Origin of the sequence: Salinarchaeum sp. IM2453 (assembly GCF_019693215.1) — an archaeon.
Classification (GTDB): Archaea; Halobacteriota; Halobacteria; order Halobacteriales; family Salinarchaeaceae; genus IM2453.
The window spans coordinates 384,851-398,067 of record NZ_CP081183.1; the positions used below are offsets into that span (position 1 = coordinate 384,851).

General features: G+C 48.0%; 15 protein-coding genes and 1 tRNA gene. 7 read left to right on the top strand and 9 right to left on the bottom strand.

The genetic code is table 11. From position 1 onward, the window contains the following. Nucleotides 1–723: an endonuclease V gene (locus K0C01_RS01880; protein WP_221170383.1), complete on the top strand. Its 723-nt coding sequence runs from the start codon at nucleotides 1–3 to the stop codon at nucleotides 721–723. A 67-nt stretch (nucleotides 724–790) separates the two neighbouring features. Here the strand turns inward: K0C01_RS01880 and larC are convergent, their stop codons facing one another. Continuing rightward, nucleotides 791–1,993, bottom strand: coding sequence for a nickel pincer cofactor biosynthesis protein LarC (larC, locus tag K0C01_RS01885; RefSeq protein WP_221170384.1), 1,203 nt, complete (start codon nucleotides 1,991–1,993; stop codon nucleotides 791–793). 136 nt (nucleotides 1,994–2,129) lie between these two features. Between larC and K0C01_RS01890 the strand changes: the two genes are divergently transcribed. From K0C01_RS01890 to K0C01_RS01910, 5 genes are all read left to right on the top strand, one after another. Then, nucleotides 2,130–3,224 (top strand): ATP-NAD kinase family protein, encoded by a 1,095-nt coding sequence (locus tag K0C01_RS01890; RefSeq protein WP_221170385.1) that lies wholly within the window; start codon nucleotides 2,130–2,132, stop codon nucleotides 3,222–3,224. A 181-nt stretch (nucleotides 3,225–3,405) separates the two neighbouring features. After that, nucleotides 3,406–4,437 (top strand): phosphate signaling complex PhoU family protein, encoded by a 1,032-nt coding sequence (locus K0C01_RS01895; RefSeq protein WP_221170386.1) that lies wholly within the window; start codon nucleotides 3,406–3,408, stop codon nucleotides 4,435–4,437. 148 nt (nucleotides 4,438–4,585) lie between these two features. Continuing rightward, entirely contained in the window at nucleotides 4,586–5,881 is a 1,296-nt protein-coding gene (gene purD, locus K0C01_RS01900; RefSeq protein ID WP_221170387.1) for a phosphoribosylamine--glycine ligase, read from the top strand. A gap of 72 nt (nucleotides 5,882–5,953) precedes the next feature. Then, entirely contained in the window at nucleotides 5,954–6,508 is a 555-nt protein-coding gene (locus tag K0C01_RS01905) for an acyltransferase (RefSeq protein WP_221170388.1), read from the top strand. A gap of 155 nt (nucleotides 6,509–6,663) precedes the next feature. Next, nucleotides 6,664–7,386, top strand: a complete 723-nt coding sequence (locus K0C01_RS01910; protein WP_255568341.1) for a DUF1405 domain-containing protein — start codon at nucleotides 6,664–6,666, stop codon at nucleotides 7,384–7,386. A gap of 50 nt (nucleotides 7,387–7,436) precedes the next feature. On the opposite strand, the gene K0C01_RS01915 is transcribed toward K0C01_RS01910, so the two are convergent. From K0C01_RS01915 to K0C01_RS01935, 6 genes are all read right to left on the bottom strand, one after another. After that, complete coding sequence (locus tag K0C01_RS01915; protein ID WP_221170389.1) at nucleotides 7,437–8,072, bottom strand: FAD-dependent oxidoreductase; 636 nt, start codon at nucleotides 8,070–8,072, stop codon at nucleotides 7,437–7,439. An 84-nt stretch (nucleotides 8,073–8,156) separates the two neighbouring features. Beyond that, entirely contained in the window at nucleotides 8,157–8,525 is a 369-nt protein-coding gene (locus tag K0C01_RS01920; RefSeq protein WP_221170390.1) for a hypothetical protein, read from the bottom strand. Nucleotides 8,526–8,741: 216 nt separating this feature from the next. Next, a tRNA-Leu gene (locus K0C01_RS01925) sits at nucleotides 8,742–8,825 on the bottom strand. Nucleotides 8,826–8,948: 123 nt separating this feature from the next. After that, nucleotides 8,949–10,292, bottom strand: coding sequence for an alkaline phosphatase family protein (locus K0C01_RS01930; RefSeq protein WP_221170391.1), 1,344 nt, complete (start codon nucleotides 10,290–10,292; stop codon nucleotides 8,949–8,951). A gap of 120 nt (nucleotides 10,293–10,412) precedes the next feature. Then, nucleotides 10,413–10,541, bottom strand: a complete 129-nt coding sequence (locus tag K0C01_RS12635) for a hypothetical protein (RefSeq protein ID WP_255568342.1) — start codon at nucleotides 10,539–10,541, stop codon at nucleotides 10,413–10,415. 197 nt (nucleotides 10,542–10,738) lie between these two features. Next, entirely contained in the window at nucleotides 10,739–11,284 is a 546-nt protein-coding gene (locus K0C01_RS01935; protein ID WP_221170392.1) for an inorganic diphosphatase, read from the bottom strand. Between the two features lie 319 nt (nucleotides 11,285–11,603). Here K0C01_RS01935 and K0C01_RS01940 point away from each other — a divergent pair, with 319 nt between their 5' ends. Further along, complete coding sequence (locus tag K0C01_RS01940) at nucleotides 11,604–11,957, top strand: PadR family transcriptional regulator (RefSeq protein ID WP_221170393.1); 354 nt, start codon at nucleotides 11,604–11,606, stop codon at nucleotides 11,955–11,957. Between the two features lie 31 nt (nucleotides 11,958–11,988). Here the strand turns inward: K0C01_RS01940 and K0C01_RS01945 are convergent, their stop codons facing one another. Together K0C01_RS01945 and rnhA are read right to left on the bottom strand one after the other, a co-directional pair. Then, nucleotides 11,989–12,519 (bottom strand): DUF7108 family protein, encoded by a 531-nt coding sequence (locus K0C01_RS01945; RefSeq protein WP_255568343.1) that lies wholly within the window; start codon nucleotides 12,517–12,519, stop codon nucleotides 11,989–11,991. Beyond that, complete coding sequence (rnhA, locus tag K0C01_RS01950) at nucleotides 12,512–13,105, bottom strand: ribonuclease HI (protein WP_221170395.1); 594 nt, start codon at nucleotides 13,103–13,105, stop codon at nucleotides 12,512–12,514. Before rnhA ends, K0C01_RS01945 begins: the two co-directional genes overlap by 8 nt. Nucleotides 13,106–13,217 lie beyond the last annotated feature (112 nt).

Consider the following 13,217-nt stretch of genomic DNA (forward strand, 5'->3'; position numbering starts at 1 on the left):
ATGGAAGTAAGACGACCAAAATTTGTTCCTGACTCTGCGTTGTCTCGCAACGAAATGAAAGGACTACAGCGAGAAATCGCAGCGACAGCAACGTTTGGTACAGAGGTCAGTAGCTGCAAAACAGTCTGTGGTATTGATCAAGCGTTCTTCGATGAGCAAGCGATAAGTGCTGCAATTGCCATGCAAGATGGTGAGATCATTGAACAACAAACAGCGGTTGAGCCGGTAAATATTCCGTATATTCCAGGGCTACTTGCATTTCGCGAAGGGAACCCAGTTATCAGTGCACTGAAGAAACTTACAATATCCCCAGATTGCCTACTATTTGATGGAAGCGGACGGATTCATTTTCGTGAGGCTGGGTTGGCAACGCATATTGGCGTGATTTTCGACATACCGACGATAGGAGTCACGAAGAATCTGCTCTGTGGAACGCCGAAGCAGTCTGTTGATAATCTTTCCTCTGGCGAAATGGTCCCAATCGAAGCTGATGGTGATATGTCTGCAGATACAGGGGATATCGTTGGATATGCTGTGCAAACGCGGACGTTTGACTCATCCAGTCGACATATAAATCCAGTATATGTGAGTCCGGGCCACAAAACCGGGGCACGACAGGCAGCAACAATTGCACTTGATGCCTGTCGTCAGTATAAACTACCAGAGCCAGTTCGACAAGCAGATTCAGCAGTTTCGTCAATCGCCGCAGAGCGACGAGATTGACGTTCTCTCACCCTGATGGGATGGGTTTTCACGTCGCAATTTCTATAATAATCGTACTTTTTGAGACCTACTCTTCGTTTACAGTACTTTCAGCGCGTTGCATAATAGATCGCAACGAGAGATTAGTTTCACGGGCAACAGCAAGTGCATCATCATATTCGGCACTTACATCATACACCGTGCCTGACTGATCACGAGCGATTTTGACTGTAATATCATAGTCATCGTCGCCAACAGGGAGTGTAACTGTTTCATATTCCCGGTCAGCAATCCATCGGTGCGTGACACCCGCATCCCGGATTCCAAGCGTTCCTGTTTCGGTCGCTAAGGTTTCCGTGACGGTCGGTACATCTTCAGGCTTGACAATGACTTTGATTAGGTGGCCCGGTCGAGATTTCTTCATTGTAGTCGGAATTATTGAGACATCTCGAGCACCAGCATCAATGAGAGTCTCCTGTAGGCTACCCAGAACCTCTGGTGAAACGTCATCAACATTCGTTTCAAGGACACGAATCGTATCTGAGCGAAGCGTTTGATCAGACTGACCAAGCAGGCCACGGAGAACATTTGGCCGAGGAGACAGATCATGATCACCTGCCCCATATCCAGTTGTACTTACGTCAAGGGCTGGAAGGGTATCTACGCCGTCCGCATAATATGCAAGGATTGCGGCACCAGTCGGAGTAAGTAATTCTCTGTCAACAGGACCAGTCGTTATTTCCCAAGTAGCACGTTCTGCAATTTTCGTTACGGCTGGACCAGGGACTGGATACACACCATGGCTCATCTCAACTTCACCTCCACCGGCCGCAACTGGTGTCGTGAGGACCCGTGTAACATCAAGATCATCGAGTAGTAGGGCAACACCGACAATGTCAGCAATGGCATCATCAGCACCGACTTCGTGGAAGGCAATGTCATCTAACGTTGTTCCATGGACGGTTGCCTCAGCCTCACCTAAAATTTGAAATATCTCAATGGCAGCTGATCGAACATCAGCCGGAACGTCCATTTCCTCAACAACATCAATGACCTCCGTATACGTGCGATGATGATGGTGATTATGCTCTGCGTGATCACCTGTACTGGTACGAACATCAACGCCTATCGCTTCAATCCCACAGTCGGTGACGGTATGGATATCGTAGGCAACATCAAGTTCGTCTTCAACTGCGGTGAGCACATCTCGATCAGCACCAAGGGAAAGTAACGTACCGAGAAGCATATCACCACTTGCGCCAACTCGGCCATCGAATGCGAGTGTTTGCATACAAAAGCATAGACCGGCAGTAATCAAAATTCCGTCGTCTCTAAGGATCAGCTGGGCTTATTATTGAGAATGCTGCCGCAAATACCTCGTGCTTTTTATAGGGCTGGCAATCACACAAAAGGACAGTATCTGAGATATGCGAGTAGGAATCATTGTCAATCCGATTGCTGGGATGGGTGGACGTGTCGGGCTGAAAGGCACAGATGGGAAAGTTGAGGAAGCACGAGAACGCGGAGCCATACCACGGGCACCAGAACGAGCGCGGCGAGCACTCAAGACGCTACGTGAGATCATGGCAGATGTAGAGATTGTTGCTCCGCCAGGAGAACTAGGTGCATATCCAGCTACAGACGCTGGGTTCACGCCTACCGTTGTGGGGAACATTGCTCCAGAGGCAACAGAGGATCCAGCCGAGACAACGTCTGAAGACACACGAGCAATGGTCAGAGAACTGGTCAACCATGATGTTGACATAGTGCTGTTTGTTGGCGGAGATGGAACAGCCATTGATGTTGCTGAAGTTCTTGATGATGCTGGAGTGAAAACACCGATGCTTGGTGTACCGGCAGGAGTAAAAGTATATTCGTCAGTGTTTGCTGTCTCACCAGAACAGGCTGGACAAGTGCTCGCAAATTACGACCGCGTTGAAGAGCGAGAAATTAACGATATTGATGAAGATGCGTACCGCGAAGGAGAGGTACGAGCTGAATTAAAAGCTGTTCGACCTGTTCCGGTCGGTGAAGGTCTACAATCAAGTAAACAAATTGGTGGAGGGACGGTAGCAGCAATCGCTGATGGGATTGTAGCGGATGTCACACCAGGAACAACGTACGTACTTGGACCGGGGGGGACACTACAAGAGATCAAATCAGCACTCGGCATTGAAGGGTCGCCACTTGGTGTAGATGTCTGGAGAGCAGACCAAGGCGGTGGTACACTCCTCGTCAAAGATGGCAGTGAAAAAGAGATTCTTAACGCGCTTGGAGAGACGAATAAGGTAATCGTTTCACCGATAGGCGGACAGGGATTCGTGTTTGGTCGAGGGAATCACCAGATATCTCCAGCTGTAATTGAAGAATCAGAGGTTGAGATTGTTGCTTCAAAAGATAAACTGGACGAAATTGACGTACTCCGCGTTGACTTGGATAGCCCAGCAGTTGAAGAGAAAGTGCGAGGGTGGCATAAAGTACGGATTGGTCGTGTCGAGCGGCGTATGATGAAGGTTGAGTGAGCTATCACTGTCTACTCGCCGCCGTTAGCGACTCTTTGGGGAGGAGCCTTAGCGCCTGCTATTAGCTAAAGCCGAAAACGTTCGCATTGCTGCCGCTGTAAAGAATACGTATACTAGTTCTTACTGGAGAATATAAGGAACATGGGGATAGTATTAAGTCACACCAACGATATCATATTGTATGGAAACGCGAAAGGTCCAGCGACTTGGGCCATCAACACTTGCAATGACACTTCCCGCAGAATGGGTGCGGTCACATGAGGTTGCAAAAGGGGATGAAGTTTCATTGCGAACGGGGAATTCGGGAACATTAACGGTAATGACTGATTCTGTGAATGAGGAAGATACTGAAGCAATTGTGCATGCAGAAGGCCTTGATGCAGATGCAACTGAACGGGCTATTGTCGCACAATACGTGCTTGGTCGTCGGGTGATTCGAGTGACAAGTGATAATGGGGTACTCGATAGCGACATAATCAACGCAGTATATCGGGCAGAGAACAAGCTCATGGGGCTCGGAGTTATCGAAGAAACACCAGAGAGCATGGCAATCCGCTGTTCAGTTGATGCTGAGGACTTTCGATTAGACAATCTGCTTCAGCGGCTGGAATCAACCGGTAACACAATGCGAGGAGAAGCGATCAAAGCGTTGGCACATGGTAATCCTGACCTTGCCGAACGGGCGCTAAATCGTGAACGACAGGCAAATAAGATCTTTGTGCTGATGCTTCGGTTGATATTCACGGCACATCAAAATCCGAACCTTGCACCAGCAATCGGATTAGAGTCTGACTTCCCGCTTATTGGATACCGAGCAATAGCAAAGAATCTGGAGTTAGTTGCGGACAAAGCTGAGGACATCGCCGAAATTGTACTGGACACGGGGAAAACAGTTCTTGAGATTGACCAACAGACAATTAGACGGATTCGCGACTTTGCTGATGAGGTCGATGAACTCTCGTCACTGACAATTGACTCGGTCGTAGAGCGCAATTATGATCTTACCGTTGAATCACGGGACAAGTACTACGCATTGCAAGACCGGGAAATTGAAATCCTGAAAGATCTCCCCGAGATGAGCAACTATAAATTACTAAAAGCACGGGAAGTACTTGTGAGTCTGCGGCAAACAGCAGAGTACTCAATGCGAAACAGTGAGATTGCAGCCAATCTTGCGCTGAATACAGACAGCGAGTATATTACAATCAAGTAGTCAAGCTCTATGTCTTGTCTAACTGGTTGTTAGCAGGAAAGTTGGTGAGCACTGTGATTATGCTTTTATTGCTACTCACCGCGTTACAAATGATTTTATATTCGCACAAACAGCAACCTTTACACGGTTATATACCAGCGATTCACATATGACGGAAACAATTCTACTTGTTGGTGGTGGCGGGCGTGAACATGCAATTGCGCAGGCAATTGCCGAAAGCGATCAAGATGTTGATTTATACGCCTGTGCTGGGAACCGGAATCCAGGAATTACTGCACTTGCTGACGGATTTGAAACACTCGAGACAACAGATCCACAAGCAGTCTGTGAGTATGCAACAGAGATTGATGCAACACTCGCAGTTGTCGGTCCAGAGGCTCCACTTGCAGCAGGGGTAGTTGATGCGCTTGACGAAGCAGGGATCTATGCATTTGGACCACAGCAGAACGAAGCTCGGATTGAAACAGACAAAGCATTTCAGCGAGAGTTCATGGCAGAGAATGATATCACAGGCTGTCCAGACTTCGAGGTTTTTACTGATCTCGACGCTGCCTGTGATTTCATTGATGAATACGATGGCGACCTTGCTGTAAAGCCAAGAGGTCTGACTGGCGGCAAAGGAGTTCGAGTAATCGGAGACCAGATTACCGCTGAAGAAGCAAAAGAATACATTCAGGAAAGCAACTACGAAGAATTTGTGCTAGAAGAGCGACTCGTCGGGGAGGAATTTACTGTACAGGCGATGGTCTCGGACGGGGAGGTTCGCTGTGCACCAGCTGTGCAGGATCACAAGCGCGCATATGAGGGCGACAACGGTCCAAATACCGGTGGAATGGGATCATACAGCGACGCAACAACAGCGTTGCCGTTCATGACAGAAGAAGACTATGCGGAAGCTGTAACGATAATTGACGAAGTGATTGATGCATTACCAGAGTACAAAGGGATCCTCTACGGCCAGTATATGCTAACAGCCGATGGCGTCAAAGTAGTAGAGTTCAACGCTCGGTTTGGAGATCCAGAAGCAATGAACACACTTCCTGTTTTGGAGACAGACTTCGTCGATATACTAGTTGCTGCAAGAGATGAAGCTCCGTTACCAGAGCTCTCATTTGCCGACCAAGCTACGGTCTGCAAGTACGCGGTTCCTGATGGATACCCAATAGATCCATCCGCAGGAGCAAAAGTAACAATCGATGCCGAATCCGCCGGGGATGCAAAGTTCTTCTATGCCAGTGTCGACGAACGCGACGATGGAATCTATACTACAACATCACGTTCATATGCCGTTGTTGGCGTTGATGATACGATCAGTGAAGCAGAGCAAATTGCTGAGGGGGCATTGGAGCGTGCTGGAACAGAGGGGCTGCGAGTTCGACATGACATTGGAAAGCCAGAGCTGGTACAATCACGCATTGACCATATGAGCGAAATTCGAAGATAGTTGGACAATAAAATAGTTAGATGTCAGACAATATACGAAAGGTAATTGATGATATAACCGGTATTAAATAGTGTGCCAGACGATGAGGATGTAACGTCACGACATGATCGTATAACGCGAACACCGACACCCGGACACCGCAATTCGTTGTTTCACTGGCCAGATGCCAAACACCCGGTACGTGTAGCAATTCAGTATCTTGTTGTACTGGTATGTCGCATATGCCCGAGCCTCCGGTTGAAGAATTGGCTGTTTAGACGGATTGGCATAACTGTCGGATCTGGGGTCGCGTGGGGTCTGGAATCAACACCTGATGTCTTTTTCCCGAATTTGATTACTGTCGAAGAAAACACAATCATCGGATACGATGCCACAATCCTCTGTCACGAATTTCTACAGGACGAATATCGAACGGGGGAGGTACACATCGGGGAACGAGCAATGATCGGAGCCGGCGCGACAATATTACCAGGAGTACACATCGGCAAAGGGGCATCAGTTGCAGCCAATTCGCTTGTCACGGAAGATGTGCCGCCAGAGACAACGGTCGCTGGGGTCCCGGCAATGCCAGTAGACGGCATGGTAAATAGCGAGAAAAGATCATCTGATGGGCCAGAAGAACAATGAGAGAAGATGTCTGATCCAAATCAGAATCAGACGAGAGAACTATGAACCTCTCCGGGGTCAAGCCCCGAGGCAGTCGCCTCGATCGCCTGTACAGAAAGCCCAGATACCGGGAAAGAACCGATAATGATTTGATGGAATTTAACATGGTATGAAGTGTGTCTGACATCTATCTTAGCTCAAAAAAGATCCCAGATCGGGAGTCACTACCACAGTGGGTTGCTCCAATTCCGGCAATAATTGAACGCTGGGGACTGCGACTAGTCTGGCCGGTAATTGTTATTAACCTGCTTGGCACGGTATTTGGATTTATTTACTATCTGCCACAGTTTTCAATGACTCCTTCAGTAATGTGGCCGTTTGTACCGGATAGCCCACTTGCGACATTGTTTATTGCAGTCACACTACTCCTATGGGTAACTGATAACCACAGCGAGTATCTAGCAATGCTCGCCTTTTTCGGGAACATCAAGCTCGGACTATGGACACCATGGACACTTGCAGTATTCTCGGATGCCTTCCTTGAGACGACAAGTACCCCGATGTATGTATTTCTCTTTGTCAGTCATCTTGGGATGGTTGTGCAAGCACTCGTGTTACATCGGATTGCAGAGTTTCGACTTGACGCTATTCTGGTTGCACTTGGCTGGTACACGATCGATCTAACGGTTGATTATTTCATCCCAATTGTCGGAGAAACACATGAATGGGTGCCGATTCGGCCACACCATACACTGATCCCGGTTGCATACGAAACGCCGATGTTTGGCGGTGCAAGTGCATTTCAACTTGCTGCATGGGGCGCTGTGATCCTAACATTATTACCACTATTGCTAGCAGCGGCAACACGAATGTATAAGCTTGCTAATAAAGGGGAATGATCAGGAGAGTGGGTTAGCAGTAATAAAAATGCAAATATGTCAAACTACAGTTATCCAAAATTCTCAATGGAAACATTCTCTGCTGGATATCCAGCTTCGTCAAGTGTCTGCTTGGCCAACTCAGTAAATGACGAAAATCCATACACAAATACAGATACACTAGTCTCATGAAGGGAAGCAACTGTTTCAGTGAACCGCTCATCTGAGTCAGTAAAGTACACAGAACTCCCGTTGGCGGCAAGGTCTGCAAGCCGGGATTCATGCAGGATACCCTCTCCATGACAAACAACTGTCGTTGTGCCGCCTTCCGCAAGAGTTCGCTCTGCAACAGCGATCGCTGGGCCGATACCAGGGCCAGATCCAAGAGCTATTGTATGTTCTTCATCGGTGTAGTATGTAGCTCCGAATGGACCGCTAAACTGTATTGTATCGCCTGAAGACAGCGTTTCAAACCACGGGGAAAGTTCACCGCCCGGGTCGATTGTGACTGTCATTTCAAACGTTTCGGAAACAAATGGAGATGAGACCGTGTAGTATCTATCAACAGAGCCAGAAGGGCGCTCAACACGGACTCGAACAAATTGTCCTGGTTGAGCAGTAAAATTGGTTGGGGTGTTAGCAGTAATAGCGAGTGCATCTGGTCCAACATCCTCAATCTGTGTAACGGTTGTAGTCATCCAATCCATGAACTAGAGTACGTGCTGCGCAGTCAAAATCACTCCGCTCAAAACATCAAAATACCAGTTGGCTACTCAGCCGTTGCAGTCAAGTTACGCACTATGAGAACCCAAGGCAGTAACAGTAGCGATCAGTACGCCGAGCACTCCTCCGCTGATGGTTCCAACCTGAACACCAGACATGGTCGTCTCACCTACTCCCCACGCAGCAATTGCACCGACAATGGCACCAAGAAGAATACCAATGACCAGACCACTAGCAATGAGAGAGAGTCGTTGCCGATCAGAAGATGCAATCCGTGGAGCAAGTCGGGCAATGAATGCACCAATGACGATGCCAGTTCCTGCACCAAACCCAGCACCAAGGGCAACACCTTGGCCGGCCAAGGTGCCAGCTGTCCCACCGACACCAGCACCAAGGGCAATACCACTGCCGACCGCCGTAGTGTCTAATTCGGACATTATTCTTAAAAGGTGATATGTATTCTTGTTATTTATATAATATGTAGTTATAAGAAGAAAACCCGTATAGAGCATTAGTGGATTTCAGTGGAGGTAGCCGACATATTGCTGCACGAGCTATGCAGTCTCACGTCAAGTGGATATCACTCAAAGAGGTGTGGATGGTTCCTTGAGCGCCACGGAGAGAGACTCTATAGCAAACAGAAAAAGATTGGATGCACGGGACCGGATTTGAACCGGCGGACCCCTACGGGACAGCGTCCTAAGCGCTGCGCCGTTTCCAGGCTTGGCTACCCGCGCTCACGACCTCAGTCGGTCGCATGCAGATGTATGTACGGAAGCATGATAAACGCTAAGATTTAGATCCGACATAACTATTCAAGCGATAACAAACAAAAACAGAGAAATCGGACTATCGAAAAATCACAATAGTGCTGCACCGTCGTATTTTGAGCGATTATAGTCGATTTCCAGTAGTTTGAGAATCGTCGGTGCAATGTCAAGCAAATCAGTGTCCTTGATCTCAGCCTCTGGATGGTCAATAAACAGCGAGGCATTATCGAACGTGTGCATGCCATTACGCGGGCCTGTGGAGAAGACGGAGGTATCATCGGTAAATTCAGCTTTCAGATCAAAGCCATTGTTCGGAATGATCGTCAAGTCAGGCGCAATAGAAGCATGTTCGCCACGGAACGCATCTTCTTTTTCAACAATGCGCTTACAAACTGGCTGTCCTTCTGGTCCTTCAAGCGATTGTAGGTCTTCTACCAGCTCATCACGGACCTCATCATAAGCATCGCCTGGCACGGAGCCTCGAGGTTCACGATCGTCGAGATTAAGATAGAGTCGCCCAGGGATAAGGGAGTAAGCTCGTGTATCAGATGTAATGTCGCTTAGTCCATCTGGATCGTCATCATCAAACGAGAGCCAGCCATTCTGCTGCAGCCAAGCGTTGATATCAACTTCATATTCAAGCGTAGTGAACCCGTGGTCGCTGGCAACAATAAGTGTCACATCATCCGGCAGCATGTCTCGAATCTGGCCAATATAGTCATCGAGTGTACGATAGAACTCGATAAATTCATCTGCGTACTTGCCATCGGATTCATAATCGCCAAATAGGAAATGATTCACTCGATCAGGAGTCATAAACACCCCAAAGAACAGATCCCAGTCATCCGCCCGTAGATATTTTTCGAAGGCTTCCATTCGTTTTTCGAGTGTTGCATACGCATCGTCGATGAAATCAGATTTGTCGTCCTGATGGCCAAGTTTTGCATCAACATCGATCCGGTAATCAATGGATTTCAGGAACTTCCTAAGTGAATCAGGATGAGCTGCTTTCTCAAGTTCAGGAGAAAGGAATCCAGACACCATCCGTTGTAGTTCACGCTGAGGAGGGAACGTGACAGGTACATTCATCACAGTTGCGTCACGGTCTGTCTGCTGAACGATATCCCAAACGCGCTCAGCCTGTACATCTTGGCCCATCGGGACATACGTATCATACGATCCAACCTCTCGATCCTGAAAGCCATATACGCCGGTCTGACCTGGGTTTTTGCCAGTTGTTAAGGCTGGCCAGCATGCACTGGACTCCGGAGGCACAATACTATCGATTGGACCAGCAGTGCCTTCGTCAGCGAGTGCAGCGAGGTTAGGAAGCTCATCAAAGTGCGAAGAGAGAAAGCTATACGGAACACCATCAATCCCTATGAAGGCAACGCGGGGATTTCCGCCTCCACGAATTCGGTCAAATAGCCCCATGTATATCACGCATTTATAGAAGTAACCACATCAATGTTAGCGTTACAAGCGGGCTGTGTCAGATAACCGAACATCACCATGGTCACTAAAAAATGCAGAGTAAAGCAGCATATCTGCCGGTTATTCCTCATCAAGCGATATTTCCGACTCTTCGTCCATCGACTGAGCCTCTTCGGGAACAACGGTCGGATGGTTAATGTGTGGCGGACCAGTCGTGTCTGCATTTGAGTCGGGGCGTTTGGCTGACATTCTGATTAGTCATTATACATTAATACTTAAAAGATTACTCATAATTATAATACATATCATGCGTAGAGAGATTACTATGGATTATGAGACAGATCAACACACTACAAAAAGAAGGCGATGACACGCCTATACTACAGCTCAGGTTTGACTTCCTCCCACGGATGAAGCCCGTGAGGTTTTGATAAGCTTCTATCAGATCACGCCCGCGGACTATCGAAGTGTTCGTCGTATAGATTCATTGCATGTTCGATGGCATCCTTGGCTGCGTCGGCATCTTCCCAGCCGATAACGGTCGTTTCTTTGCCTTCCTCAAGGTTCTTGTAGGTCTCAAAGAACTCAGCAATCTCGTCACGCTCCTGCTGAGTGATATCATCGACATCCTGTACCACATCAAATCGTGGGTCTTCAGTTGGGACGGCAATGACCTTATCGTCCTGCTCACCGTCGTCATCCATTTTCATAAGTGCGACTGGACGCGCCTCAATGACACAGCCCGGGAATGTCTTGTCCTCAACAAGAACTAAGACATCGAATGGGTCTTCATCGTCGTAGTATGTGCGAGGAATAAACCCGTAATCGCTCGGATAGTGGACATTCGAGTGAAGGACCCGGTCAAGAACAACACCGGGAATGTCCTTTTCATATTCATATTTGTTTCGCTCGCCCTTCAAGCACTCAACAATGGCATAAATCGTTTCTGGCGGATTCGGTCCCGTCTCAAGTTCTTCCCACTTGTTAACCATATGTGTTATTCCGATAGATGCCTAAAAGTGCGTTTCGGCATCGGATGGTGAAGACGCTACCAGTCAACTGCCTCGGTGGACACTCCTCGAGGCACTTGGCCGATATTTTCTGAACCGTTGATGATACGATTGCATTATTCAGTCCGGGACGCGCAGCAGACCTGCTCTGAGTATGATTATGTATCGAATCCAGAAGAACACGTTTGGAGTTTCAACGGCTGCTAAACGAACTTCGTGACTCGTGTTGTTGTGCAACAAATTTGAACAATTGCAAAATTCAACAAGATATATAAATGGGAGAACACTGTATCACATCATCATGTCGCAGGTGTCAACAGAACCTTCGTCTAGCAATCTTGAACTAACCAAGTTCCAGCGAGATATCTTGGCAGTTCTTGCGCGTGGGCCAAACTATGGCCTCGGGTTAAAACGGGAACTCGAAGACCGGTACGGCGGAGAAGTAAACCATGGGCGGTTGTATCCAAATCTGAATGAGCTAGTTGATGCTGGATATATTAAAAAAGGTGAGCGGGACCGACGCACAAACGAGTATCAATTGACAGAGCCTGGCAAAGCGGCGTTACTCGATGATCTCGAATGGGTACTCGAAAATCTCGGAGCGACTGACGAACACAAAAAGGCAGTAACAGACGTCGTTAACGAGACACTGTAACCAAACAAAGAAAGGGGACAAACGCGGCGAACTACTGGAAGTCAATCAGTGAAATCGACTCATCAATTGCGTCTTGCTGGTTCTGGGATGGCCACGCATTGCGGGGGAAATACTCTTCTTTGAATTCTGCGAGCTCCTGCTCGGTAAGTGACTCAATTGGTTTGGCATAGTGATTGCTCGCAAACTGAGCAAGAGCCGTGATATTGTCGCCATGAATTTCACCGTGTTCTTCTCTAATCTCTTCGGCAAGTAATCGATTATGCTCCCAGACAGAATCCCACTCGTCAGGATCACCTGTACCAGAAAGCGGGAGTTCAACACCACGGTCGATATCATCGATCCGATCTGGATAGACAGTGCCATCGACAACCCACTCCTCTGGGTAACAGACAAGCGTACGGCCGGAGTCATCCTCTCGAATACGGGCGGTGTATGAATACTCGGCAAGTAGTTTATCACGACGCTCTTGATAGGCATCCTGCTCGTCAGGGTTGCCAGTGCGCTCGATCAACTTTGTGAGGCGAAAGGCCTCCTGTTGAACATCGTCTGGTAGCTCAGCCATGATCCAATGCCTCATTTGCTAGTGAGTCAGCGCGATTATTTACTTCTCGCGGTACGTGAGTCAGTTCCCAATCGGAGAACTCGCTGAGTAGTTCGTGGGCTGTGACGCGGTGTTCACGCAACGTTGGATCAGAGACTTGGTACTCACCACGGATTTGTTTAATAATAAGTTCTGAATCACCTCGAATCTGAAGTTCATCAAACCCGTATTCACTTGCAACCTCCAGGCCAGCGATCAATGCTTGATATTCGGCCTGATTGTTGGTTGCGGTTCCAATAGTATCACTCCCTTCCGCAACAATACCATCAGATGTGACGATAACCCATCCAACGGCTGCAGGACCTGGATTCCCACGACTTGCACCATCAAAATATAGATGAGCACGGCCAGCAGTATCAGAGATCACTGCCTGCAGTCGCTGGGGATTCTGTCCCTGAATAACAACTGAGTCATCATACGCGACAGCAACAGCATCATCAGTTTCTGCGCGCCACTGCTCATGTTCAGTATTACCCTCCGTAACAGCAATATCTGCCTCTTCAAGCCGACGACGGGCAACCGCTGGATCAACATCAACAACCGGCATATATGGGATATATAAATGAACAGACATAGGCATTCTGATCAGACAATCATAACGCTTTCATACAAATTTTCACAACGTGAAGGGCTAATACAAAACATCTGGCAAAGCTTTA

What these genes read in the sequence shown, in the direction of transcription:
- K0C01_RS01880 (WP_221170383.1), top strand. Translation starts at nt 1, where the DNA reads ATGGAAGTAAGACGACCAAAATTTGTTCCTGACTCTGCGTTGTCTCGC.
- larC (WP_221170384.1), bottom strand. Translation starts at nt 1,993, where the DNA reads ATGCAAACACTCGCATTCGATGGCCGAGTTGGCGCAAGTGGTGATATG.
- K0C01_RS01890 (WP_221170385.1), top strand. Translation starts at nt 2,130, where the DNA reads ATGCGAGTAGGAATCATTGTCAATCCGATTGCTGGGATGGGTGGACGT.
- K0C01_RS01895 (WP_221170386.1), top strand. Translation starts at nt 3,406, where the DNA reads ATGGAAACGCGAAAGGTCCAGCGACTTGGGCCATCAACACTTGCAATG.
- purD (WP_221170387.1), top strand. Translation starts at nt 4,586, where the DNA reads ATGACGGAAACAATTCTACTTGTTGGTGGTGGCGGGCGTGAACATGCA.
- K0C01_RS01915 (WP_221170389.1), bottom strand. Translation starts at nt 8,072, where the DNA reads ATGGATTGGATGACTACAACCGTTACACAGATTGAGGATGTTGGACCA.
- K0C01_RS01920 (WP_221170390.1), bottom strand. Translation starts at nt 8,525, where the DNA reads ATGTCCGAATTAGACACTACGGCGGTCGGCAGTGGTATTGCCCTTGGT.
- K0C01_RS01930 (WP_221170391.1), bottom strand. Translation starts at nt 10,292, where the DNA reads ATGGGGCTATTTGACCGAATTCGTGGAGGCGGAAATCCCCGCGTTGCC.
- K0C01_RS12635 (WP_255568342.1), bottom strand. Translation starts at nt 10,541, where the DNA reads ATGTCAGCCAAACGCCCCGACTCAAATGCAGACACGACTGGTCCGCCA.
- K0C01_RS01935 (WP_221170392.1), bottom strand. Translation starts at nt 11,284, where the DNA reads ATGGTTAACAAGTGGGAAGAACTTGAGACGGGACCGAATCCGCCAGAA.
- K0C01_RS01940 (WP_221170393.1), top strand. Translation starts at nt 11,604, where the DNA reads ATGTCGCAGGTGTCAACAGAACCTTCGTCTAGCAATCTTGAACTAACC.
- K0C01_RS01945 (WP_255568343.1), bottom strand. Translation starts at nt 12,519, where the DNA reads ATGGCTGAGCTACCAGACGATGTTCAACAGGAGGCCTTTCGCCTCACA.
- rnhA (WP_221170395.1), bottom strand. Translation starts at nt 13,105, where the DNA reads ATGCCGGTTGTTGATGTTGATCCAGCGGTTGCCCGTCGTCGGCTTGAA.